This is a genomic window from Streptococcus sp. ZY171113 (genome assembly GCF_057748235.1).
In genome coordinates, this window is record NZ_CM173243.1 from 2228535 (window position 1) to 2249976 (window position 21442).

Annotated in this window: 25 protein-coding genes; 10 read left to right on the plus strand and 15 right to left on the minus strand. The window is 48.6% G+C overall.

Going from position 1 to position 21442, the window contains the following annotated elements:
• Nucleotides 1-35: 35 nt before the first annotated feature.
• Complete coding sequence (nth, locus tag AC3ARB_RS10760) at nucleotides 36-665, minus strand: endonuclease III (RefSeq protein ID WP_488320534.1); 630 nt, start codon at nucleotides 663-665, stop codon at nucleotides 36-38.
• A gap of 152 nt (nucleotides 666-817) precedes the next feature.
• Between nth and sdaAB the strand changes: the two genes are divergently transcribed.
• Together sdaAB and sdaAA are read left to right on the plus strand one after the other, a co-directional pair.
• Nucleotides 818-1489 (plus strand): L-serine ammonia-lyase, iron-sulfur-dependent subunit beta, encoded by a 672-nt coding sequence (gene sdaAB / locus AC3ARB_RS10765; RefSeq protein WP_488320535.1) that lies wholly within the window; start codon nucleotides 818-820, stop codon nucleotides 1487-1489.
• Between the two features lie 36 nt (nucleotides 1490-1525).
• Nucleotides 1526-2398 carry an L-serine ammonia-lyase, iron-sulfur-dependent, subunit alpha gene (gene sdaAA / locus AC3ARB_RS10770; protein ID WP_488320536.1) on the plus strand — a complete coding sequence of 291 codons (873 nt, stop codon included), beginning with the start codon at nucleotides 1526-1528 and terminating at the stop codon, nucleotides 2396-2398.
• Nucleotides 2399-2666: 268 nt separating this feature from the next.
• On the opposite strand, the gene AC3ARB_RS10775 is transcribed toward sdaAA, so the two are convergent.
• From AC3ARB_RS10775 to yfmF, 8 genes are all read right to left on the minus strand, one after another.
• Entirely contained in the window at nucleotides 2667-3368 is a 702-nt protein-coding gene (locus AC3ARB_RS10775) for a transglycosylase SLT domain-containing protein (RefSeq protein WP_488320537.1), read from the minus strand.
• Nucleotides 3369-3557: 189 nt separating this feature from the next.
• The gene (locus AC3ARB_RS10780; RefSeq protein ID WP_488320538.1) at nucleotides 3558-4352 is read right to left on the minus strand and encodes an energy-coupling factor transporter transmembrane component T family protein; all 795 of its coding nucleotides are present in this window, start codon (nucleotides 4350-4352) and stop codon (nucleotides 3558-3560) included.
• The gene (locus tag AC3ARB_RS10785; RefSeq protein WP_488320539.1) at nucleotides 4345-5187 is read right to left on the minus strand and encodes an energy-coupling factor transporter ATPase; all 843 of its coding nucleotides are present in this window, start codon (nucleotides 5185-5187) and stop codon (nucleotides 4345-4347) included. Before AC3ARB_RS10785 ends, AC3ARB_RS10780 begins: the two co-directional genes overlap by 8 nt.
• Nucleotides 5163-5993 carry an energy-coupling factor transporter ATPase gene (locus AC3ARB_RS10790; RefSeq protein WP_488320540.1) on the minus strand — a complete coding sequence of 277 codons (831 nt, stop codon included), beginning with the start codon at nucleotides 5991-5993 and terminating at the stop codon, nucleotides 5163-5165. The genes AC3ARB_RS10785 and AC3ARB_RS10790 overlap by 25 nt, the downstream gene beginning before the upstream one ends.
• Nucleotides 5994-6001: 8 nt before the next feature.
• Nucleotides 6002-6544, minus strand: a complete 543-nt coding sequence (gene pgsA, locus AC3ARB_RS10795) for a CDP-diacylglycerol--glycerol-3-phosphate 3-phosphatidyltransferase (RefSeq protein WP_488320541.1) — start codon at nucleotides 6542-6544, stop codon at nucleotides 6002-6004.
• Nucleotides 6545-6553: 9 nt separating this feature from the next.
• Nucleotides 6554-7456 carry a helix-turn-helix domain-containing protein gene (locus tag AC3ARB_RS10800; protein ID WP_488320542.1) on the minus strand — a complete coding sequence of 301 codons (903 nt, stop codon included), beginning with the start codon at nucleotides 7454-7456 and terminating at the stop codon, nucleotides 6554-6556.
• Between the two features lie 66 nt (nucleotides 7457-7522).
• Complete coding sequence (gene yfmH / locus AC3ARB_RS10805; protein ID WP_488320543.1) at nucleotides 7523-8800, minus strand: EF-P 5-aminopentanol modification-associated protein YfmH; 1278 nt, start codon at nucleotides 8798-8800, stop codon at nucleotides 7523-7525.
• Nucleotides 8800-10050, minus strand: coding sequence for an EF-P 5-aminopentanol modification-associated protein YfmF (gene yfmF, locus AC3ARB_RS10810; RefSeq protein WP_488320544.1), 1251 nt, complete (start codon nucleotides 10048-10050; stop codon nucleotides 8800-8802). Before yfmF ends, yfmH begins: the two co-directional genes overlap by 1 nt.
• Before the next feature lie 100 nt (nucleotides 10051-10150).
• On the opposite strand from yfmF, the gene yaaA reads away from it, so the two are divergent.
• Both yaaA and recF read left to right on the plus strand, forming a co-directional pair.
• Nucleotides 10151-10594, plus strand: a complete 444-nt coding sequence (yaaA, locus tag AC3ARB_RS10815) for a S4 domain-containing protein YaaA (protein ID WP_488320545.1) — start codon at nucleotides 10151-10153, stop codon at nucleotides 10592-10594.
• Nucleotides 10594-11685, plus strand: a complete 1092-nt coding sequence (gene recF, locus AC3ARB_RS10820; protein WP_488320546.1) for a DNA replication/repair protein RecF — start codon at nucleotides 10594-10596, stop codon at nucleotides 11683-11685. The genes yaaA and recF overlap by 1 nt, the downstream gene beginning before the upstream one ends.
• A gap of 89 nt (nucleotides 11686-11774) precedes the next feature.
• On the opposite strand, the gene AC3ARB_RS10825 is transcribed toward recF, so the two are convergent.
• Nucleotides 11775-12188, minus strand: a complete 414-nt coding sequence (locus AC3ARB_RS10825) for an RrF2 family transcriptional regulator (protein ID WP_488320547.1) — start codon at nucleotides 12186-12188, stop codon at nucleotides 11775-11777.
• 129 nt (nucleotides 12189-12317) lie between these two features.
• Here AC3ARB_RS10825 and AC3ARB_RS10830 point away from each other — a divergent pair, with 129 nt between their 5' ends.
• On the plus strand, nucleotides 12318-12971 hold the full coding sequence (locus AC3ARB_RS10830) for an NAD(P)-dependent oxidoreductase (RefSeq protein WP_488320548.1): 654 nt from the start codon (nucleotides 12318-12320) through the stop codon (nucleotides 12969-12971).
• A gap of 89 nt (nucleotides 12972-13060) precedes the next feature.
• On the opposite strand, the gene AC3ARB_RS10835 is transcribed toward AC3ARB_RS10830, so the two are convergent.
• Nucleotides 13061-13327, minus strand: a complete 267-nt coding sequence (locus tag AC3ARB_RS10835; protein ID WP_488320549.1) for a winged helix-turn-helix transcriptional regulator — start codon at nucleotides 13325-13327, stop codon at nucleotides 13061-13063.
• Nucleotides 13328-13553: 226 nt separating this feature from the next.
• Between AC3ARB_RS10835 and AC3ARB_RS10840 the strand changes: the two genes are divergently transcribed.
• Nucleotides 13554-14882 carry an NtaA/DmoA family FMN-dependent monooxygenase gene (locus tag AC3ARB_RS10840; protein WP_488320550.1) on the plus strand — a complete coding sequence of 443 codons (1329 nt, stop codon included), beginning with the start codon at nucleotides 13554-13556 and terminating at the stop codon, nucleotides 14880-14882.
• A 3-nt stretch (nucleotides 14883-14885) separates the two neighbouring features.
• On the plus strand, nucleotides 14886-15383 hold the full coding sequence (locus AC3ARB_RS10845) for a hypothetical protein (RefSeq protein WP_488320551.1): 498 nt from the start codon (nucleotides 14886-14888) through the stop codon (nucleotides 15381-15383).
• Between the two features lie 81 nt (nucleotides 15384-15464).
• Here the strand turns inward: AC3ARB_RS10845 and AC3ARB_RS10850 are convergent, their stop codons facing one another.
• Nucleotides 15465-16334: a GRP family sugar transporter gene (locus AC3ARB_RS10850; protein WP_488320552.1), complete on the minus strand. Its 870-nt coding sequence runs from the start codon at nucleotides 16332-16334 to the stop codon at nucleotides 15465-15467.
• Nucleotides 16335-16475: 141 nt separating this feature from the next.
• Nucleotides 16476-17960: an IMP dehydrogenase gene (gene guaB, locus AC3ARB_RS10855; protein ID WP_488320553.1), complete on the minus strand. Its 1485-nt coding sequence runs from the start codon at nucleotides 17958-17960 to the stop codon at nucleotides 16476-16478.
• A gap of 178 nt (nucleotides 17961-18138) precedes the next feature.
• Between guaB and AC3ARB_RS10860 the strand changes: the two genes are divergently transcribed.
• Together AC3ARB_RS10860 and AC3ARB_RS10865 are read left to right on the plus strand one after the other, a co-directional pair.
• Nucleotides 18139-18330, plus strand: a complete 192-nt coding sequence (locus AC3ARB_RS10860) for a hypothetical protein (protein WP_488320554.1) — start codon at nucleotides 18139-18141, stop codon at nucleotides 18328-18330.
• Nucleotide 18331: 1 nt separating this feature from the next.
• Nucleotides 18332-18487, plus strand: coding sequence for a hypothetical protein (locus tag AC3ARB_RS10865; RefSeq protein WP_488320555.1), 156 nt, complete (start codon nucleotides 18332-18334; stop codon nucleotides 18485-18487).
• Between the two features lie 362 nt (nucleotides 18488-18849).
• On the opposite strand, the gene trpS is transcribed toward AC3ARB_RS10865, so the two are convergent.
• Nucleotides 18850-19872 carry a tryptophan--tRNA ligase gene (trpS, locus tag AC3ARB_RS10870; RefSeq protein ID WP_488320556.1) on the minus strand — a complete coding sequence of 341 codons (1023 nt, stop codon included), beginning with the start codon at nucleotides 19870-19872 and terminating at the stop codon, nucleotides 18850-18852.
• Nucleotides 19873-20263: 391 nt separating this feature from the next.
• Here trpS and AC3ARB_RS10875 point away from each other — a divergent pair, with 391 nt between their 5' ends.
• Nucleotides 20264-21139 carry a YitT family protein gene (locus AC3ARB_RS10875; protein WP_488320557.1) on the plus strand — a complete coding sequence of 292 codons (876 nt, stop codon included), beginning with the start codon at nucleotides 20264-20266 and terminating at the stop codon, nucleotides 21137-21139.
• Here AC3ARB_RS10875 and AC3ARB_RS10880 read toward each other — a convergent pair.
• Nucleotides 21136-21432, minus strand: coding sequence for a hypothetical protein (locus tag AC3ARB_RS10880; RefSeq protein ID WP_488320558.1), 297 nt, complete (start codon nucleotides 21430-21432; stop codon nucleotides 21136-21138). The two genes, AC3ARB_RS10875 and AC3ARB_RS10880, sit on opposite strands and share 4 nt — an antisense overlap.
• Nucleotides 21433-21442: the final 10 nt, after the last annotated feature.

Here is a 21442-nt window from a genome sequence, read left to right on the forward strand (position 1 = left end):
GGCACACTACAAGTTTAATTGACTCTCCTGTCAGCCTAGTCCTCAAAGGTGTAAAGTTGTGGGTACTGGTCACAGTCTGGGTTCTTGGGATGACAGATGGCCCGGCCAAAGTAAATCATGGCCTGGTGAGCTGGTAGCCAGAGTTCGGGCGGTAAAACGTCCATGACGCGTTTTTCGATTTCTAGCGGAGTGGCCGTGCTCTTGGCAATCTTGTGATGCTTGCAAATGCGTGACACATGGGTATCAACAGCAAAGGCTGGTATACCAAAACCGACAGACAAGACAACATTGGCAGTCTTGCGGCCTATGCCTGGCAGGCTCTCCAGTTCTTCTCTGGTCTGGGGCACCTGGCCGTCAAAGCGTTCAAGAAGCTGGATGGACAACTCATGCATAAACTTGGCCTTGTTGCGGTAGAGGCCCAGCCGAGCGATGTAGGGAGCAATCTCATCAGGTGTCGCCAGAGCCGCCTCCTGAGGGGTCGGAAATCGCTCAAAAAGGGCTGGGGTGGCCTTGTTGACGGCCGCATCGGTGGTCTGGGCAGACAGCATGACGGCAATCAGGAGCTCGTAGTGGTTGCGGAAGTCCAGACTGGGCTGGGCATCTGGAAAGAGGGCAATGATTTCTTCAATGACCTTGCGGGCTTTTTTCTTGGATAAGAGGGGCATAGCGGAGCCTTTCTAGGGAAAATCAAGTGCTTCTATGATACCAAAAATTAGCTGAAAAATCTCCTGGTCAGCTCTGCTATTGGCCAAAAAAAAGAGGAGAAAAAGTTCGGAAATCGTGTTATAATAAAAGGACAAGTAATAAGGAGCGAGCCATGAAAACACTTCGATTTCAGTCTGTTTTTGATATTATTGGGCCGGTCATGATTGGCCCCTCGTCCAGCCATACGGCGGGGGCTGTGCGGATTGGCAAGATTGTCCATTCCATTTTTGGAGAAGTGCCTGATGAGGTAACCTTCCACCTCCACAACTCCTTTGCCAAGACCTACAAGGGCCACGGGACCGACCTGGCTCTGGTCGCAGGCATCTTGGGCATGGACACGGACAATCCTGACATTAAAAACTCCCTGGAAATCGCCCACCAGCAAGGGGTGCGGATCTACTGGAACATCATCAAGGACAGCAATGCCCCCCACCCCAACACGGCCAAAATCACGGTCAAAAAGGGCGATAAGAACATGAGCATCACAGGCATTTCTATCGGTGGGGGCAATATCGAGGTGACCGAGCTCAACGGCTTCTCGGTCTCCCTCAAGATGAACACGCCGACCTTTATCATCGTCCACCAGGACATTCCTGGCATGATTGCCAAGGTGACCAATATCCTGTCCAACTATGGCATCAACATTTCCCAGATGACCGTGACCCGTGAGAGTGCTGGCGAAAAAGCCATCATGATTATTGAGGTAGATTCCCGCAACTGTCAAGAAGCTGTCAAGGAGATTATCAACATCCCGCATCTCCATAATGTCAATTTCTTTGACTAGGTTGACAAAACTGTAAACCTTTAGAAAGGACCCGCCATGTTTTACACCATTAAAGAACTTGTTGAACAGGCCGACCATGATTTTGGGGGCAATGTGGCCAAGCTCATGCTGGCCACCGAGACTGAATTAACTGGCCGAACCGAGGACGAAAGCCGCTTTATCATGCAGCGAAACCTGGAAGTCATGAAATCTTCCGTTGTCAACGGCCTGACCGAAAGCAAGTCCATCAGCGGCTTGACGGGTGGCGATGCCGTCCTCATGGACAAGTACATCGCCGCAGGCAAGACCCTGGCTGACAGTAGCGTCCTCTACGCTGTCCGCAACGCCATGGCTGTCAACGAGCTCAACGCCAAGATGGGCCTGGTCTGTGCCACACCGACCGCTGGGTCAGCTGGCTGTCTCCCTGCCGTCCTTAATGTCGCCATTGACAAGCTAGGTCTGGACAATGACCAGCAGCTGGACTTTCTCTTTACCGCAGGGGCTTTTGGCCTGGTCATCGCCAACAACGCCTCCATTTCAGGAGCGGAGGGTGGCTGTCAAGCAGAGGTTGGCTCAGCCTCTGCCATGTCCGCAGCTGCCCTAGTCATGGCCTCAGGCGGCACAGCCTTTCAGGCCAGCCAGGCCGTGGCCTTCGTCATCAAAAACATGCTAGGCCTGATTTGTGACCCCGTGGCTGGCCTGGTTGAGGTCCCTTGCGTTAAGCGGAATGCCCTGGGGGCTTCCTTCGCCATGATTGCGGCTGACATGGCCCTGGCTGGCATCCGATCCCAGATTCCTGTAGACGAGGTGGTTGACGCCATGTACCAGGTCGGCAAGGCCATGCCGACAGCCTTCAAGGAAACTGCTGAGGGTGGTCTCGCTGCCACACCGACTGGTAAATTTTACAGTAAGGAGATTTTTGGAGAATAGCTGAGCTCCTAAGCCAGTACCAGGTTGACAAATCTGTCAACCCAAATAAGTTGTATTCAAATTTTAACAAGGAAGAAAGCTCCTGAAAAAGCCAAAAAGATTACTAGGCTCCCGTAAGCTGTCAACTTGAACAAGGAATTGATTGACAAGTCATTGACAGATTAAGCTCTCTGTTTTGAGCTCTATCAGCTCAATCCTAGACGATAAGCTGATTGCTCTGCCATTCTCATGACAAGAAAAAAGGAACTCACTCGAGTTCCTTTTACAATTAAAAACCCCAAGCTGCCAAACCTTGGTTATTATAGGCGTTAAGAGCAGCATCAATTTGGTCATCAACAGTTGCTGTCGATCCCCATCCTGGCATAGTCTGGAAAAGACCTGAGGCTCCTGATGAGTTAGCAACATTAGGATCTCCATTAGATTCACGAGCGATGATGTACTCCCAAGTTTCCTGAGGAACACCAGTAGCCGCAGCCATACGGGCTGCCGCTTCTGTCCCAATAGCACCTGCTGTGTTACCATTTGACAAGACCACTGGATAAGAGGTCGTCGCGGGAGCTGACGTCTGGGTATAAACAACCGTTTCTTCTACAACTGGCTCAGTGTAATAAGCGACAGCTTCCTCTACGTGAACGACTTCTTCCATGACTGGTTCCGTTTTTTCCACTTGTTGAGAAACTGAGGCAGCCTGCTCTGAGCCAGATGGTTCTTGAATTTGACGAGAAGAACTAGGTACTGACTCAGAAGTCTCAATCTTCGCTGAAAGGTTAACCACTTCAATCGGTGAAGAAGATGGTAGAGTTGAGGATTGACTGGTTACTTGAGTATCAGCGACAGCAACGTCCTGAACTGACCCTTGACCAAACCATTTCAAACCAAGAACACTAATAATGGTCACCAAAACCAAAGCCAAAAGTGACTTGTAATGATTGAGTCGTTTTACCCGTCGTGACCGACTTCTTTTTAACATATTAAGTTATTTCCTTTTCTTTAGTACACCTTATTCTAGCTTGGAAATGTTACAAAATTGTTAATATTTCATGTCTAATTATTGTGGCTAGATGAAGAAAAGGTAAAACTAACGAAAATTCATCATATTTAAGCCCTAAACAAACCAATCTCCCATGATATCAGTCATCATAGGAGATTGATTTTACCATTAAACTTGCCTCAAGAAAAAGAGAGCTAGAGCTAGACCAAGCATGACCACCATTGCCAGACTATCCTTAAACGACCAGATGAGGCGGCGGAACTTGGTCCGCCCATCTCCTCCCTGATAGCCTCGAGCTTCCATAGCAATAGCTAGATTCTCAGCCCGCTTAAAACTAGCTGCAAAGAGGGGAATCAAGATTGGAATGACCGACTTAATCTTTTGCAAGATATTGCCCTCATCAAAATCCACCCCTCGGGCTCGTTGAGCCGTCATGATCCGAGTGGTATCGTCCATCAAAGTCGGCACAAACCGCAGGCTCAAGGACAACATGAGCCCAATTTCATGGGCAGGCACCTTGAGCGGCTTTAGGGGCCGAAGCAGGGCCTCTACGGCATCCGACAGGCTCAAGGGCGTGGTCGTCAGCGTCAAGAGGGTGGAGAAGATGATGATGAAGAAAAAGCGGGCGCAAATAATCAGGGCCTGACTGAGCCCCCTATCTGTAACCTGCAGGAACCAGAGCTTGACCAGAGGCTCCCCAGGAGTAAAGAAGAGCTGAAAACTGGTCGTGAACAGAATCAATCCCAGCATGGGTAAAATCCCTTGAATAAAGTAAGTCAAGCGAATCTGAGACAGAATCACTAAACTCACCACAAAAACCAGGACCAAGAGGTTGGTCACCAGGTTGTTGGCCCAAAAGATGACCATGATAAAAGCAAACATGGCCAAGAGTTTGGCTCTGGGATCCAAACGATGCAAAAGGGACTCCCCAGGCACATAACGCCCTAAAATTAACTTATCCATGGACCAGTTTCTCCCTTAATTCTTCCATTGTAATGGGCAGGCGGTCAAAGACCATGCCCCGTTGGGCCAGCCGATGGGCAAAAGCTGTCGCCTTAGGCAAGCCCAGTTGCTTGTCCCTTAAAAAGTCAACGTCTTGAAAAACATCGCTAGGCTGGCCAGCCCTCACCACGCGACCAGCCTCTAAAACATAAACCTGATCAGCGTAGTTAGCCACATCATCCATCAGGTGGGTCACCAAGACAACCGTCAAACCCAGTTGATGGAGCTGCTCAAAGAGGGTCATCAATTGGCGGCGGCCCTTGGGATCCAGGCCTGCGGTCGGTTCATCCAAAACCAGAACTTTAGGTTCCATGGCCAAAATTCCCGCAATGGCCACCCGACGCATCTGACCGCCAGATAGTTCAAAGGGATTCTTGTCAAACAGGTCCTCAGCAATCCCGACAAGGGCCAATTTTTCTCTGGCCAATGCCTGGGCTTCTTCAGGAGACTTGCCAAAATTTTGCGGGCCAAAGGCCACATCTTTAAGAACAGTTTCCTCAAAGAGCTGGCTTTCAGGAAACTGGAAAACCAGTCCAACTTTTTGCCGCAGGTGCTTGATGTCCTTAGTTTTGCTGGTTGAGCTAATGACCCAATCATCAATCGCTACCTGACCCTTGGCAGGCAGGTGCAGACCGTTGAGCAGCTGCATGATGGTTGACTTGCCGCTACCGGTATGGCCGATAACCGCTGTGTAGGAGCCCTTGGCAATGCTCAAATTGATATCAAAAAGGGCTCGCCCTTCAAAGGGCGTTCCCTTCTGATAGGTATAATCTACTGCTGTGAGTGTAATTCCCATAGGTAGTCCTCTAATTCATCTTCTGATAGGTAGCCTTCTGGTAAGGCCAAACCTGCTGCCCGTAACTGTTCAGCCAGCTGGCTGGAGAAGGGCTGGTCCAAACCCAATTGAAGCAGATCTGGACCCTTGGCAAAAAGCTCCCGCGGGCTGCAATCCAAGACCAAGCGGCCAGACTGCATAACCAGAACCCGATCGCTCAGGGCAACCTCATCCAAATCATGGGTGATGGACAGGATGGTGACTGGCCTCTCTCGGCGAATTTGCTCAACCAGTCCAATCAAGGCCAGACGCCCCTTGGGATCCAACATGCTGGTGGCCTCATCCAAGATAATAATGTCTGGCTGCAAGGCAAGGGCCGCTGCAATGGCCACCCGTTGCTTCTGACCGCCCGATAAGCGGGCTGGTTCCTTGGTCCGATAGTCCCACATGCCAACCTGAACCAGGGCTTGTTTGACCCGCTCTGCCATTTCCCTATAAGCCAGGCCTTGGTTCTCCAAACCAAAGGCCACGTCGTCCTCAACGGTTGCCCCCACAAACTGGTTGTCAGGGTTCTGAAAGACCAGGGCAATCCGCCGACGAATGTCCCATACCGTTTCCTCAGTCAATTCCTGACCAGCCACAAAAATCTTGCCCTGACTAGCCTCTAGGAGGCCGTCAATCAAGCGAACCGTTGTTGATTTCCCGCTGCCGTTGTGACCAATGATGGAAACCCACTCGCCTTGTTTCACGTGAAACGACAGACCAGCCAAGTCATAGGCTTGGCTGTCCTTGTCGTATTTGAAATAAACGTCTTCTAACTTAATCATGTCCGCTCCTACTGAAAGGTGTCCTTAAAGAGGAAACTAGCCCCTTTGAAGTAATCATAGCCCGAGTAAAGGGTGAAAAAGAGGGACACATAGAGGGTGATGGTGCCCAAAAGCGACCAGTGCAGGAGCAAGAAGATTACTGCCAGCATCTGGGTTACCGTTTTGATTTTTCCGGGCATGGCTGCCGCTAGAACCTCGCCGCCGGTCTCAACCAGGAGCAGGCGTAAACCCGTTACTCCCAGCTCACGGCAGATAATCAGAGCTGAGACCCAGGCAGGTGCCAAATCCAGACCAACCAGCATGATGAAGGCACTCATGACCAACATCTTGTCAGCCAGAGGATCAGCAAACTTACCAAAATTGGTCACCACCTGCCATTTTCTAGCCAGATAGCCATCCAGATAATCCGTCAGACTAGCCACCGCAAAAATTACAGCGGCCACCTGGTGCCAAACCAAGACATCAGGAATGGAGGCAAAGACCAGAAAAACAGGGATCAGGACAATCCGAACCACCGTCAGGAGATTGGGAAGGTTTTCTTTTTTCAACATGTGTCTAGCCTACTCAACGTTCAGCGTAATCGCACTGGTTGTTGGGCTTGTGATAGCTGACATGTCAAGCGTCTGACCGTTAACTTTAATCGTCAAGCCCTGAGTAATCCCAAGTTCGATAAAGGATTGGTTGGCTCCCTCAATCATTGTTGCGGTCACGCTTTTCTTATCAGCATTTAGCAAGGTTCCACCTTCACCTAAATCTGAATTGCTGACACTTACCCAACTTTGCTCTGCTCCGGTCAAACTCAACTCAATCTTAACCGGTTTTTTCGCCCCTGTCACATTGACCGTGATGGCATCCCCTCCGCCAGTAATAGCAAATTTAGCTGCTGGGGCAGACGAAGATGGAGCAGTGCTACTAGAAGCTGTTGTTGAGGAACTTTCTGCGGTGCTCGTAGACGATGGTTCAGAGACCTCCGTTTTCGATGACCCATTAGCAAAATATTCCTTGTAAAGGGTAAAACCGGCAAAGACAAGTGCGGCTAGCAACAATAAGCTCACCACCACTTTGAAGAGGCCACCAGAACCTTCCTTGCCTGATTGGCGGGTTGCTCGACGGCTTAAATGACCAGAAGTTGCAGGCTGGTCTGCAGGAATTGAGGGACTTGGCAATACCGTCGCTGCACTTGCAGTGACTTGAGTTTCAGGAGCAGCCACTTGTTCTGTACTAGCAGATGGCGTGAGGGTGAAACCAGAAGCAGTGGTCAACACTTGATAATCCAAACCAACAGCTTCTGCATAAGTCCGCAAATAAGACTCCAGCTGGGCCTCATCAATCAATGCAAACTGATCCAACTCAATGGCCAGCAAATTATGGGTAGCGATACCTGTTGACCGTTCAATGGTCTGTAAAGCCAATCCTTTTTTATTTCTTGCTTCACGGAGCAAGTCACCTACAGTTTTCGTCATGGGGTTATCCTTTTCTCTTATTCGTTTAGTTTAATTATACCAAAAATCTTGGATTTGTTAAGTTATCTAGCTGGGAAAAATCGTAAATTCAGCAATTTCTGCCAACTTAAATGCCTCTTGTCCCAAAGAAAGAACCTCATCCAAGGTCAACTCCGTCAAATGATCTGGAAAATCAAAGAAGGATTCCATCGGCCTTGCATGGTCCAAATAAGCCATAGCCAGGTCATCAAGCCGATCCAAGCTGGCCACAAAATCCCCATAAATTTCCTTCTTCAGCGTGTAAAGATGCTCCTCAGAAATGTCTTTATTCTGAGCCACTTTCTTAACAGCCTGCTTAATCTTGGTCGCCATGGCAATTGGTTCTTTGGTATCAAGTAAAATCATGACAAACTGGAACCGATCATTAACCTCAATCTGAACATCAAAAGAATCATCAATCCGACCACTATCATACCAGTCCTGATAGGTTTTTGATGTCCATCCTAAAATCATGTTAAGGTAGAGTCTCAAAGCCAAGCGGTACTTGATTAAACTCCCTTGAAAAATAGGCAGACGGAAGCCAACCCCGAGCTTAGGCATGCCAACTTCCATGGTAAGAGAATCCTTCTTGACAACAGGAAGTAGCGTCAACTCATGCTTGACAAGGATTGAGTTGACAGTATGTTGACAAGAAAGTTGCTTTTCCTTAACCCAGCTGTAAACCTCATCAACAGCGACATCTCCAACCACCAAAAGGGTCATCAGTTGAGGTTGATAGAAGGTCTCAAAAGCCAAATTCAAGTCTTCACGACTAATGCCATCAATCCCAGCAGGTGTCCCAGCAATATCCTCAGACAGAGGACTTTGAGGGTAAAGTTGACTCAACAAACCACTGTATAAGCGATAATCAGGGTCATCCTGGTACATATCAATTTCCTGCTTGATGACAGATTTTTCCTTACGAATTGACTGGTCTGTAAAGCGAGCTTGACTGACCAAATCTTGTAAGAGTTCCAAGCATTCCTTAACCTTATCCAGTCCAGAAAAGTAATAACTGGTTGCAACTAAGCTGGTAAAGGCATTGCTATCGCTTCCTAAACTCGTAAACAATTGGGAAAAATCACCCTTGTCCTCATGCTCAAACATCTGATGTTCTAGAAAATGAGCTAAACCATTTGGTGTCTTGACAGGTTTGTCAACTACTGTAAACTCTGTGTCAATTCCACCGTAGGCAACTTGGATGAGGCCGACCGTTTCTTTATAGCCAGGTTTTGGGATGATGACCAGGTTCAGTCCATTTTCCAAAACTGTTTGGTAAAGGTCTTGACCAATATGGTCATAATTTAATCGCTCTAAAACCGTCATTACCCCTCTCCTTCCATAAAATGAACCGCCTGTAATTTAACCAGATGAGCCACTGCCATCACGTCCTTTTTCGTAACAGCAGCTAGAGCCTGAATAAAGGCTTCTGAAGATAGCATCTTGTCACCAAAAACAGAGCGATTATAGGCTAACTCAGCCAAGGATTTATGATTATCCTGGGCTTGCTTGATATTGCTTAGGAGGATTTTTTTCGTCTTAGTCACCAATTCCAACGAAAATCGTCCTGTCCTCAAGTGACTCAATTGTTGATTGATAAGACGCATGGTTTGTTGACGAGCTGAACGGTCAATCCCTGCCTGAATTTTCAAGAGGGAATGGTAAGGATCGAATTGGCTAGAAATACTGTAAGCCAGACCTGCCTTCTCTCGAATTTCTGTAAAGAGTAGGGAATGCGGGAACAAGCCTAAAATGCCATTGAGAACTAAGCCCGCTAAATAGGTCTTATCACCATAGAGCACAGGCACATGGTAAGCCAAAGATAAGACTGACTGATTGACAGGTCGTTGCTCCAATTCCTCATGTGTGATGTTAGAATACTCCTGCTGGTAGAGGAAATTCAACTGTGGATTGCGAGGTCTAAAGGTAAACTGATGAATGCTCTGTAAAATCGGATACTCCTCAAAATCCCCAACCACAAAAATATCAATTCGATCCTCAGCCAACATGCGACGAAATTCTTGCAAGGCAGTGTAAGAATTTTCCTGAGCAACCTGCTCAGGGCTACCATACTTGGAACCTTGTAAAGCCTCTTCTTCAAAGAAAAGACGAGCCAGAGACAAGTCACTGCTGTAAAAAACATCCTCTCGGTCTGATTCAAGGTAATTGATTAAATTGACCTGCTCAATGTCAAAAAATGCCTTCTGATACTGCTCTGCCATTGTCAAGGGCTTGTAAAGAACCGACCGTAAAAAAGCCAAGGCCTCACTCACCAGATCCTCGTGTCCAGGCACATAAGGGTTGGCCACAAAGCTCATGTCAATATCCAAACAATGAACCAACCCCCTAGTTGACAGGCTGGTGCTCAGATGGGCCCCGTAGAGATTGGCCAGCTGTTGTCGAAAGAGGCGGGAGGTTGGGTAAGTAGCATTAGCCGTCTCTAACAACTGGGCCACCAAAGCCCGCCTAGCCTTGTTGACCTTGGTCACATCGGCTGAAAACCGACAGGTCACCTGGTTGGTCTTAAACTGCTCTGCCTTAATAAAGTGGAGGTAGACCCCATCAACAATCTTCATAGCCGCCCCTTACTGTTTAGTCTCGTCTTTCCATTATACCATTTTCTAGCCGACTTGACCCAAAAATGCTATAATAGGAGGAAAGAAAGTCGAGGACATCATGGATTACAAACTTTTCACCGAATTTATCACCCTCCAGGCCCTGCTCAAGGAGACTGGCATCATCCAAAGCGGCGGTGCCATCAAGGGCTTTTTGGCCGAGCACACCGTCCTGGTCAACGCCGAACCTGAAAACCGCCGCGGCAAAAAGCTCCGCCTGGGCGACGTGGTTGAACTCCCTGCTCAAGGTCAGACCATCACCCTGATTGCTCCGTCTTCGGTGGAAATAGCCGAGCGGGAACTGGAGCTCGCCGAGAAAAAACGGGTGGCTGAACTGGTCAAAAAGATGAACCAGAACCTGAAAAAAGAACAAGCCAAAACCAAATCAGCCCAAGGCAAGGCCAATAAGGGCAAGAAAACAGCTCAACAAGGCCGTACCCAAACCTACCGAAAAACAGATGACAAGGCCAAGAAACCTGCCGTCCGCTTCCCAGGAGCAAACTGATGTGGCTAGAACACATTCACCTGAACCATTACCGCAACTATACCGAGGCAGAGGCTCACTTTTCACCCAAACTCAATATCTTTCTCGGGCAAAATGCTCAAGGCAAGACCAATATGATGGAAGCCATCTACTTTCTAGCCTTGACCCGCAGCCATCGGACCCGGTCTGACAAGGAACTTGTCAACTTTACCGAAAGCCAGTTTAGTATCAGCGGCCTGGTTCACCGTGCCAGCGGCAAACTACCCCTTGACATCATCTTGACAGATAAGGGAAGGGTGTGTAAAGCCAACCATCTCAAGCAAACCAGGCTGTCTGACTACATCGGCAAGATGACTGTAGTCCTCTTTGCCCCAGAAGATTTACAGTTGGTCAAGGGTTCACCGAGTCTGCGTCGTAAGTTCATGGATATCGACCTAGGCCAAATCAAGCCCCTCTACTTGTCAGACCTGTCAAGCTACAACCACGTCCTCAAACAACGCAATGCCTACCTCAAATCCTCTGACAAGGTTGACACGGTATTCTTGTCTGTCCTTGACGACCAGTTGGCTGACTTCGGTAGTCGGGTCATCAAGCACCGGCTGGACTTTATCCAACAGCTGGAAATCGAGGCCGACAAGAACCATCACGCCATCTCCAATCAGCTGGAGCACCTAACCATCAGCTACCAGTCCTCTGTCACCTTGACAGACCTGTCAACCATCAAGGAAGACTTCCTGGCCCAGTTGGAAAAGAATCACCAACGGGATATCTTCAAACGGACCACTTCCATCGGTCCCCACCGAGATGATTTAACCTTCTTCATCAATGATATTCCAGCTGATTTTTGCAGCCAAGGCCAGCATCGGAGCTTAATCTTGTCCCTCAAGATGGCCGAGATTGAACTCTTCAAGGCTCAAACGGGTGACTACCCGATTTTGCTGCTGGATGACGTCATGAGCGAGTTGGACAATCAGCGGCAACTGCGTTTACTGGAAGGCATCAAAGAGAATGTCCAGACCTTCATCACCACAACCAGTCTGGACCACCTCCAAAACCTACCAGATGATTTGAAGATTTTCCACATCGAAAATGGCACATTAAAAGACGGGTAAGAACCCGTCTTTTAATGTTGACAAAGTTGTAAAGATTGATTGACAATCTTGTCAACCATCTTTCAAAATACCTAACCACTAAGCTCTTATCAGTCCATCCGATTGACCAGTTCCTGCAAGGACTTTTCCCTCAAGTGCTGATGAAGTTGACTTTCCAAATCCTCAAAGTCAGGTTTGATTAAACCTTCAATCTGCCGGCCCAGAGGGCAGTTAAGGCTGGGATTGTCGTGCTGCTTAAAGAGCTCCTGCCGTTCTTCAACCGCAAGGAAGATGTCATAGAGGCTAATCTCCTCAGGCCTTTTAAGAAGGCGGGCGCCTCCAACCCCCTTGTCAACCTGAACCAAACCCGCCGCCTTCAATTTCTGAAGCAGGTTCCTCACGATAACAGGATTGATTTGAATACTACTAGCCAAAGCCGTGGAAGTCTGACGCTCCTCATCTCCAAAACGGACAATGGCGAGCAGGATATGAATTGCAATGCTTAATTTGGTCGAATATGCCATAACCTTTCCTTTCAAAACCAGTTTAACAAAAAAACTGAAAAAAATCGAGTTGTAACAATTGACATGACAACAAAAACGTGTTAATCTTTTGTTGTAACTAAAAATATTACAACAAAAGGAGAAATTCTCATGAAAATTGCCGTTATTGGTGCAACCGGTTTGGTCGGCAGTGCTAGTGTTCAGGAATTGGTTGCCCGTGGTCACCAGGTCCTTGCCTTAGCCCGACACATTGACAAGATTCCTCAGCATGATTTGATTGAGGCTCGTGCCATTGACGTCCACAGCCCTGACTTTACAGAGGCCTTGCTTGAGGTTGACGCTGTTATTTCCGCCTACAATGCTGGCTGGGAAAACCCAAACCTAGCTGAGGACTTTACCAAAGGCTACCAGGCCATCCTTGAAGCCGCCAAACAGGCCGAGGTGCCTTACCTCCTCGTTATCGGTGGTGCGGGTAGCCTCTATGTGGCCGATCACCTCCAGCTGGTGGATACCCCAGACTTTCCTGCTGAGGTTTACCCTGGGGCAAATGCTGCGCGGGAACTCTTGAATGAGCTCAGAGAACGACGGGACATCAACTGGGCCTTCCTGTCCCCAGCTGCCATGTTTGCTGTCGCTCCTGTCCAATTTGAAGCCACAGGCAGCTACCGCATCGGCCAAGACCAAGTCCTCCTGACCACAGATGGCCAACCAGCTGACATCAGCCTACCAGATTTAGCAGCCGCTATTGTTGACGATATGGAAAGCAAGGCCCACCTCTTTGAACGCTTTACGGTAGCCAATTAATTCACTGGCTGATATAAGAAAAAGATGGCTTAGCCATCTTTTTTCTACTGTCAACCTATATTTACAATAGTGTCAATCATATTGACAACTCAGTCAACCTCCTTGACACGAGCATCTTGCTGGTATTGCTGTCCAAAAGCCACCATCTGCTCCAAAATCGGTAAAAGAGCCCTGCCTTTGTCGGTCAAGCTGTATTCCACACGGGGCGGAACTTGGGGATAAACCGTTCGGCTGATGAGCTGGTCGGTTTCCATTTCCTTGGGCTGCTTGGTCAAAGACCCTTGGGACAGATTGCCCAGGTGTTTCTGAATGGCACTAAATCGCTGGGCACCATTTTCCAAAAAATCCAAAATCATGGGCTTCCAGCGACCTGAAAGCAGGGTGTGGGTGAGAGCAGGAAAAAGAGAGGGGTAGGGTTTTCAAGATCCTCCTGTAAAAAACCTTTGGGACAAATCTTAGTCATAAACTGCCTTTCTATCAAAAGGTTCAAAAAAGTGTACTAAACCACTTAAAATTGCCGTCTTTTCAAGCGGGTCAGCTTCTGTTAAACTTATTCTATCATAAAATGAGGAGACAAGACAAATGACAGAACAAAAACAAATGCTCATCGGCCTGGCCATGTTTGGTGCGGCAGGATTGAATTTTAGATCTTGGTTGGATCCAGAGGTTAAACTCTCTGATTATCCAGACATTTCCGTAGATATCGAAGCAGCTCAATTGGCCGAAAAAGGGAAATTCCAATTCATGTTTTTTGGTGATTTTCCAGGCATTAAAGCCAGCGATAACGGTGATATGCAGACCATGGGCATGGATCCCCTCTTAATTGCCAGCATCGTGAGTAACCATACTAAACGCATCGGTATGGGAGTGACTCGGGCAACGTCCTGGTCCAATCCTTATGAGCTGGCTAGACAGTTCAAAACCCTGGACGCTGTCAGCAAGGGACGGGCCGCTTGGAATGCCGTGACAGGTGCCAACGGTGTCAGTGCCCAAGCCCATGGCGTGACTATCTCACCGAGCTTTGACCGCTATGGGAAGGCTTACGAATTTACAGAAGCTGTCCAAACCCTTTGGGCGACTTGGGGAGAAGATGCCCTCAAACTCAATCATGACACCAAGGAATTTGCCGACTATGACCAAGTCAAAACAGCTGCTATTCGTGGGGACTATGTTCAATTAACAGGAACCCTTCCGATCCCACCATCCAAGCAAGGGCAGCCTGTTATCATCCATTCAGGCGGCTCAGCCAACAGCATTGCCTACGCTGGTAAATACGCTGATGTCTTTGTCGGTGAATTGTACACCATTGAACAAGGCCAAGCCATGCGTCAGGCCCTCCTTGAGGCAGCAGTTGCTAACGGTCGCAAGGCCGATGACATCAAATTTATCGCTGGTGTCATGCCCCTGATGGGAAATAGCAAAAAAGAGGCTATTGAGCGTCATGCAACCTTTATGGATGGCAAGCCCCTCCTGCAACGCATCGGCTACATCGGTCACATTTTGGGGGTGAACTTCACACCAGCTGATATTGAACAACCGATTTCCCCAAGTATTTTAGACGCTGTTCAGGTGACCCCATACAGCGACCCTCGGATTGAGAACGTCATCAAGGTAGCCCGTGAGGGATGGACCTTGCGTGAAATCGTCTACCACTCTGTCATTGATTACCACCCAGCTGCGGTTGGAACACCTCAAGACGTCGCAAACTATTTGACCGACTGGTTCCAAGCCGGTGCTGCCGATGGCTTCTGGGTCATGCCGGACACCTACAAGGTCGATTTGAAACAGTTCGTGGACGAGGTTGTGCCGATTCTTCAAGAGCGAGGCGTCTTCCATAAGGATTATGAGGGAGAAACCTTGCGGGAACACCTTGGAGTGCCTTATCAGTACGGGGTTCGAGAGGAGAACTAGCCTATGGGGACTGACCTAACCATCATCGGTCAAAGTCAGCTGGCGACAGAATTAGCCCAACAGTTTCAAGAAGCCAATCTTCCTGCCCAACTGCTAACCCGAGACCATAACGCTATTGAGGCTGATCATGTCCTCTTCACTCTGCCCTACGAGGACATGATCAGCCTCGTTTACCCCAATCAAGACTATCTAGTCCACAAGGTCATCATTGACATGAGCCCCTCTCTTCAACATGGTGACCAAACTGGACCAGCTAATGCCTTGCAATCAACAGCCCTGGGTCTAACAGAACGCTTTCCTTACCTCACTATTATCAAGGCCATTGATACGCCAAACAAACTAATGCTCCTAGCTAGCGACAACTCCTCTGCCAAAGATCGATTTGCTCAGCTGTTGACAGCAGCAGGATGGCAAGCCCTTGATATGGGGACACTTGACAAAAGCCCTGATTTAGAAGCCTTTTCCCGTGTGCAACGGAGACTATCAGAGATAGGTACCTAGTTTACATCATCAAAAAAGACGGCTTTTGCCGTCTTTTTCATGGTTACAAAACTGTCAACCTCACTTGACAACCCTGTCAACCTAGTAAGATTTCACAATACCAAGTAAAATTGCCCCAACAAGGAAACAAGCAATCCCGATGTAAACCCAGGTCATCTCCTTCTTAGTCTTTTTCTCCCCTAGGAAAATAATACCCCCGATAATACCGATAATGGCTCCCAGCTGAGAGAAACTAAAGGCAATAGCCAGACCCGCTGACTGGGCAGCCAGGAGCATAAAGACATTCCCCAGCCCCCATTGAATACCTACAAAGGCATTTTTGAGGACAACGGGTTCCAAGGAGACCTTAAATTTCATAAAAGCAGCGGCACCCAGCATCATCCCGATGGACATGGGCAAAAGAGCTGAAAGTGCATCAAACTTCATAATATTGTTAAAGAGGACCGTATAGCTGATGTAGCCAAAGGTCGAGTAGGTCAGGGCCTGAAAACCTTTAGTAAAATCCAGATTAACTTGGTTGTCAGCAGGCTTATCAGGATCAACCTTACTGGAGAAATAGAAACCAATAATCAAGCTAATCAGGGCAATGATGCCCAAAACAAATTGGATGGTCTGGGTCCATTCACCAAAAACCAGGGCACCAATCAGGCTACCTGTCACCAGCTGGCTACCACCCGATAATGGGTTTGCCACAGACACCCCCATGTGTTTCATGGCAGTAAATTGACCATTTTGCCCCAAAGACCAGAGCAGTCCACCTAGAATCCCAAAGACCCAGGTCTGCCAGGTCAAACTAGGCTGAACAAAAAGAAAAATAACCGTCGCAAAGGCAAATCCACCCAGCGTTACCCCAAAGGTCTGCTGGTTGGGCGTGCCCCCAATCTTGTTGCTGACCAATCCAAGACTTCCCCAGGCCACCATAGGCACCAAGGCATATAAAATTCCCTGCATGATAACTCCTTTACAGTTGATTGACAGCTCTGTCAAGAGATTTACAGACCTGTCAAGTGCTTATTTATAGAAAAAGAGTGGTCCAGACTGAGCTAGGACCAACTCTTTCTAGCTTAACAGAAGACTGAGCCCCTGTCAAGATTACTTGCTAATTGAATAGTTTGGTGCTTCGTTGGTGATGTGAACATCGTGCGGGTGGCTTTCAACCAGACCTGCACCAGACATCTCGATAAACTGGGCTTTTTCATGAAGTTCGGTAAGGTTAGCTGCACCCGTGTAACCCATACCTGCCTTGATACCGCCAACCATCTGGAAGACGATGTCAGCCGCAGCACCCTTGTAGGCCACACGACCCTCGATACCTTCTGGTACCATCTTGTTGGCTTCGTTGACACCACCTTGGAAGTAGCGGTCACCAGAGCCTTTTTTCATAGCACCCAGGCTACCCATACCACGGTAGGTCTTGAACTTACGGCCTTGGAAGATTTCAGTTTCACCTGGGGCTTCATCGGTACCAGCCAACATAGACCCAAGCATGACGGCATTACCACCAGCGGCCAAGGCCTTGACGATATCACCTGAGTACTTGATACCTCCGTCAGCAATGATGGCCTTGCCGTACTCACGCGCCACGCCTGCGGCATCGTAGATGGCTGTAATCTGAGGCACACCAACTCCCGCAACGACACGGGTTGTACAGATGGAACCTGGTCCGATACCCACCTTGACCACGTCAACCCCTGCTTCATAGAGGGCGCGTGCGCCCTCAGCGGTAGCAATATTGCCCGCAATCAGGGTCTTGTCAGGGAAGGTGGCACGAATCTCGGCGATTTTACGCAGAACGCCAGCCGAGTGCCCGTGAGCTGTGTCGATAACGATAGCGTCGGCACCCGCCTCAAAGAGGGCTGTGGCACGCTCGAAGGTGTCAGAAGTCACGCCAACAGCAGCAGCAACCAAGAGGCGACCGAACTTGTCCTTGGCGGCATTAGGGAACTCGATTACTTTTTCAATGTCCTTGATGGTGATGAGACCAGACAAGCGGCCTTGCTCATCAACCAAAGGCAGTTTTTCGATGCGATGCTCGTGCAAAATCTTCTCGGCCGTTTCCAAGTCTGTCCCGATAGGTGCGGTGATCAGCTCCTCGCTGGTCATGTACTCAGAAATGCTGGCATCATAGTTACTGATGAAACGCATGTCGCGGTTGGTGATGATCCCCACCAGTTTGCGGCTAACAGGGCTGTCCACAATCGGCACACCACTGATGCGGTAGCGGGCCATAAGCTCCTCAGCCTCATAAACCTTTTGCTCAGGGGTCAGGAAGAATGGGTCGATGATAACCCCGTTCTCTGACCGTTTTACCTTACGCACTTCCTCAGCCTGGGCTTCGATGGACATGTTCTTATGAATAACACCTAGACCGCCAGCACGAGCCATGGCAATAGACATCTGGCTCTCAGTCACGGTGTCCATAGCTGCCGTGATAATCGGAATATTCAGGGTCAAATTAGGTGCTAGACGAGTGCTCATATCCACTTCATTCGGCAAGACGTGACTCTCTGCTGGAATCAGCAAGACGTCATCGAAGGTAAAGCCTTTTTTCAAAAATTTAGTGTCCCAATTTGACATGGTAAAACCTCTTTCTTTTTATTGTTACTATCATATCACGCTAAAATCATTTGTCAAGAAAATGAAGAGTATTTTTTCCAATTTTTCGTCAAAAATTTGTCCTTGTCTTAGCCAGATGATATAATAGAAGTAAGAACAGGTCGTCACAAGACCAAAAACGGAACAAAGGAGAACTGGCATGAAAAAATACAAACTTGCCCTTTTGGGCTTTCTCGCCTATTTTGCCATCCAGCTAGCCAAGCAGGTCCCTGTCCTCAAACCTGTCGCTGGTTTTATTGAGTTTCTGGCTGTGGCTACCTTAGTTGGCACCATTCTCTACATCATCGGGCTCAACCTCTACCTATGGTTTAAGGTGAGAAGAAAGGACTAGCATGACTAAAAAAGATTGGGCGAGGGCCTTACTGATTGGTCTGGGCCTTGGCTTAGGACCTGCCATCATCAGCCACTTGGGCTGGTGGGCCTTTGCTGGCTTTGCCCTGGTCTATGCCGGGCTACTTTGGCTGGTGATCAACAAGATGAAACCTTAGGTTTGGGGAAATAGCAGAGCTGATAAGGCTGGTCTGGGAGTGACTAGCTAATACTGGGCTGGTCTTGCCCCAAAAAGAGAAAAAGGGAGTGGGACTCAATCGGTAACCCACAGGGTTCGATTTTCCCTCATTCCCTTATTTTCATCGTTCAGACTGAAACGTCTCTCCCCAGACCGTTTCACTCCCTTGATTAGGGCTGTAAAAGCTGATGAAATCAGCGAATTAGAGGGTCGAGTTGCAAGGTAACTCAAGATTTCCCACCTTCAAGGCTAATACGCCTTGAAGCACTCAACCTCTGCGTCAAGTTTAACTATTGAGAAAAAACTAATGAGGCCAGGACTTAGTCCCAGCCTCTTTGTGGTTTAGAAATAGTTAATTCCCATGGCAGCCTTGACCTCTGACAGGGTTTGAGCGGCTGTTTGGCGGGCTTTTTCGCTGCCAGCCTGGAGCATGCGGTAAACCTCGCCCATATCCTGGGCAAACTCCAGACGACGCTCCCGGATTGGGGCCAGTTCACGCTCCATGATGTCCAAGAGGTAATGCTTGGTCTTGACATCGCCAAGACCGCCACGTTGGTAGTGTTCCTTCATGGCTTCGATTTCAGCCTTGTCTTCCTCACGACCAAAGACGTCCAGGTAGTGGAAGACCATGTTGCCCTCGATTTGGCCTGGGTCCTCAACACGGATGTGGTTGGGGTCGGTGTACATGGACATGACCTTTTTCTTGACCGTGTCGGCATCATCGGCCAGGTAAATCCCGTTGTTGAGGGACTTGGACATCTTGGCATTGCCATCCAGACCTGGCAGGCGGCCTGCCGCCTCATTTTCCGGGTAAAGCCCTTCAGGCTCCACCAGAACCTCACAGTTGTAAGCATGGTTGAAGCTACGAACAATCTCCCGAGTCTGCTCAATCATAGGTTTTTGGTCAGTACCAACAGGTACCAAGTTGGCCTTGAAAGCCGTGATATCAGCCGCTTGAGCAATGGGGTAAACCAAGAAACCTGTTGGAATACTGTCGCCAAAACCCTTTTGAGCAATCTCGGTCTTAACGGTCGGGTTGCGTTCCAGGCGTCCCAGAGACACCAGGTTCATGTAGTAGAGGGTCAGCTCCGCTAGCTCTGGAATCTGGCTCTGGATGAAAATCGTTGACTTGGCTGGGTCAAGGCCTGCTGCCAGATAGTCCAGAGCCACGTTTCCGATGGATTCCACAATGGTCTGCGGGTCCTTGGCATGGTCGGTCAGAGCCTGCTGGTCAGCCAGAAAGACAAAGAGGTCGTGCTTGCCCTCGTTTTGCAAGAGGACACGGTTTTTGAGCGAGCCAACGTAGTGGCCGATGTGCAGTTTGCCTGTTGGACGGTCGCCCGTCAGAATGATTGGTTTGGTCATGATTTCTCCTTATGACTTAATCTTCAATTGGTGAGTTAGGGAAAGAAAAATCCCCACGCCAAAAACTTGGCGTGAGGGCGTCTGGTTGACACGGTACCACCTCAACTTGACAACTGGTTGACAGCTGCCTTCTCTCTTGCACGGTAAGGGGTGCTGCCCGACGCGTATTGGTTGACGTCTCTTGTAAATCAGCCCATTTCACGAGGTCGCCTATTGGCTTGCAGCACCGCCAACTCTCTGACAGACGAGAACTCCCTACTCTTTCTGATGATTTTATTCTAGTTGATTTGGGCAAATCTGTCAAGTTTTTCTCCAAAACCTCTTGACGACCACCCCACAAGCTAGGATAATAGAAGAAAAGGTTTCACGTGAAACATCAGAAAGGATTGCTATGAAAACCAAACTCAGGGATTACGCTCTAGTTACCATCGGTTGCTTGATTTCATCCATCGGGGTCAACGGCTTTATGGCGGAAAATAACATCGTGTCAGGCGGTATCGGGGGCCTGGCCATCAGTATGGAAGCCATCTTTGGCTGGGACCGTGGCCTCTTTATCCTCCTGATTAACATCCCCCTCCTCATTCTCTGCTATGTCTTTTTAGGACGTTCGGTCTTTGTCTCGACCCTCTACGGTTCTTGGATTTTTCCGATTTTTATCAACTGGACGTCCAAGATGCCCAGCCTAACCAACAACCAGCTGCTCGGGGCCGTTTTCGGAGCCGTTATCTTGGGAATCGGTCTTGGGCTGGTCTTCATGGGCAACTCCTCAACAGGGGGCACCAGTATCCCGACCAAAATCATCGAAAAATACACACCCCTGTCCCTTGGTTTTATCATGACAGTCATTGACGGCTTGGTTGTCCTGACTGGCCTCATTGCCTTCAAGGATGTGGATGGGGTCCTTTACTCTATCATAGCTCTGGTCATCATCGGCTATGTGGTCAACCTCATGATGACGGGCTTCCAATCTTCCAAAAACATCATGATTATTTCCCAACATTCGGCTGAGATTAAGGGGAAAATAGCTGACGCAGCCAACCGTGGCGTGACTGAGATTCCCATTTACGGTGGCTACACTGGTCAGGAAAAACGCATGCTCATGGTCACCGTTTTGACAGTTGAAGTCCCAACCATTGAACACCTCATCCAAGCTATCGACCCAACAGCCTTTATCATCATCATGCCAGCTACCCAAGTTCACGGCCGAGGCTTCAGCCTGACCAAGCACTTTGAATTGGCGGATGAGGACATTCTACCACCAGTTTAGAAGTCGTCATACTCCTTATTTAAGGTTCTGATGGCATCAGCTGTCAAGCAAAATTGAAGCTCTGCTAATTCATTATTACCATCAGTAATATCAATTCCTGGAGTGAATGAGAACTGCACTCCCACTCTACCCAACTTACCTAGCAAAAATGTAAGATTAGGCAAAAAATTATCGGTAATCGTAACAAAGACTAAGTCATCAACATAGCCAACCCGAAAATCCTCTTCCTTGAGCACTCTGTCAAATGCTATTTTTTTACCAAAATGATGCTCTAAAAAAATTGGTTTTTCCATGTTGTTTTCG

Coding starts and splice junctions, on each gene's coding strand:
- AC3ARB_RS10775 (WP_488320537.1), bottom strand. CDS start 3,368: ATGTTAAAAAGAAGTCGGTCACGACGGGTAAAACGACTCAATCATTAC.
- yaaA (WP_488320545.1), top strand. CDS start 10,151: ATGGATTACAAACTTTTCACCGAATTTATCACCCTCCAGGCCCTGCTC.
- AC3ARB_RS10825 (WP_488320547.1), bottom strand. CDS start 12,188: ATGGCATATTCGACCAAATTAAGCATTGCAATTCATATCCTGCTCGCC.
- AC3ARB_RS10785 (WP_488320539.1), bottom strand. CDS start 5,187: ATGGGAATTACACTCACAGCAGTAGATTATACCTATCAGAAGGGAACG.
- AC3ARB_RS10875 (WP_488320557.1), top strand. CDS start 20,264: ATGAAAACCAAACTCAGGGATTACGCTCTAGTTACCATCGGTTGCTTG.
- AC3ARB_RS10835 (WP_488320549.1), bottom strand. CDS start 13,327: ATGATTTTGGATTTTTTGGAAAATGGTGCCCAGCGATTTAGTGCCATT.
- AC3ARB_RS10860 (WP_488320554.1), top strand. CDS start 18,139: ATGAAAAAATACAAACTTGCCCTTTTGGGCTTTCTCGCCTATTTTGCC.
- sdaAB (WP_488320535.1), top strand. CDS start 818: ATGAAAACACTTCGATTTCAGTCTGTTTTTGATATTATTGGGCCGGTC.
- guaB (WP_488320553.1), bottom strand. CDS start 17,960: ATGTCAAATTGGGACACTAAATTTTTGAAAAAAGGCTTTACCTTCGAT.
- yfmF (WP_488320544.1), bottom strand. CDS start 10,050: ATGAAGATTGTTGATGGGGTCTACCTCCACTTTATTAAGGCAGAGCAG.
- yfmH (WP_488320543.1), bottom strand. CDS start 8,800: ATGACGGTTTTAGAGCGATTAAATTATGACCATATTGGTCAAGACCTT.
- pgsA (WP_488320541.1), bottom strand. CDS start 6,544: ATGTTGAAAAAAGAAAACCTTCCCAATCTCCTGACGGTGGTTCGGATT.
- recF (WP_488320546.1), top strand. CDS start 10,594: ATGTGGCTAGAACACATTCACCTGAACCATTACCGCAACTATACCGAG.
- AC3ARB_RS10800 (WP_488320542.1), bottom strand. CDS start 7,456: ATGACGAAAACTGTAGGTGACTTGCTCCGTGAAGCAAGAAATAAAAAA.
- trpS (WP_488320556.1), bottom strand. CDS start 19,872: ATGACCAAACCAATCATTCTGACGGGCGACCGTCCAACAGGCAAACTG.
- nth (WP_488320534.1), bottom strand. CDS start 665: ATGCCCCTCTTATCCAAGAAAAAAGCCCGCAAGGTCATTGAAGAAATC.
- AC3ARB_RS10830 (WP_488320548.1), top strand. CDS start 12,318: ATGAAAATTGCCGTTATTGGTGCAACCGGTTTGGTCGGCAGTGCTAGT.
- AC3ARB_RS10865 (WP_488320555.1), top strand. CDS start 18,332: ATGACTAAAAAAGATTGGGCGAGGGCCTTACTGATTGGTCTGGGCCTT.
- AC3ARB_RS10850 (WP_488320552.1), bottom strand. CDS start 16,334: ATGCAGGGAATTTTATATGCCTTGGTGCCTATGGTGGCCTGGGGAAGT.
- AC3ARB_RS10780 (WP_488320538.1), bottom strand. CDS start 4,352: ATGGATAAGTTAATTTTAGGGCGTTATGTGCCTGGGGAGTCCCTTTTG.
- AC3ARB_RS10845 (WP_488320551.1), top strand. CDS start 14,886: ATGGGGACTGACCTAACCATCATCGGTCAAAGTCAGCTGGCGACAGAA.
- AC3ARB_RS10790 (WP_488320540.1), bottom strand. CDS start 5,993: ATGATTAAGTTAGAAGACGTTTATTTCAAATACGACAAGGACAGCCAA.
- sdaAA (WP_488320536.1), top strand. CDS start 1,526: ATGTTTTACACCATTAAAGAACTTGTTGAACAGGCCGACCATGATTTT.
- AC3ARB_RS10880 (WP_488320558.1), bottom strand. CDS start 21,432: ATGGAAAAACCAATTTTTTTAGAGCATCATTTTGGTAAAAAAATAGCA.
- AC3ARB_RS10840 (WP_488320550.1), top strand. CDS start 13,554: ATGACAGAACAAAAACAAATGCTCATCGGCCTGGCCATGTTTGGTGCG.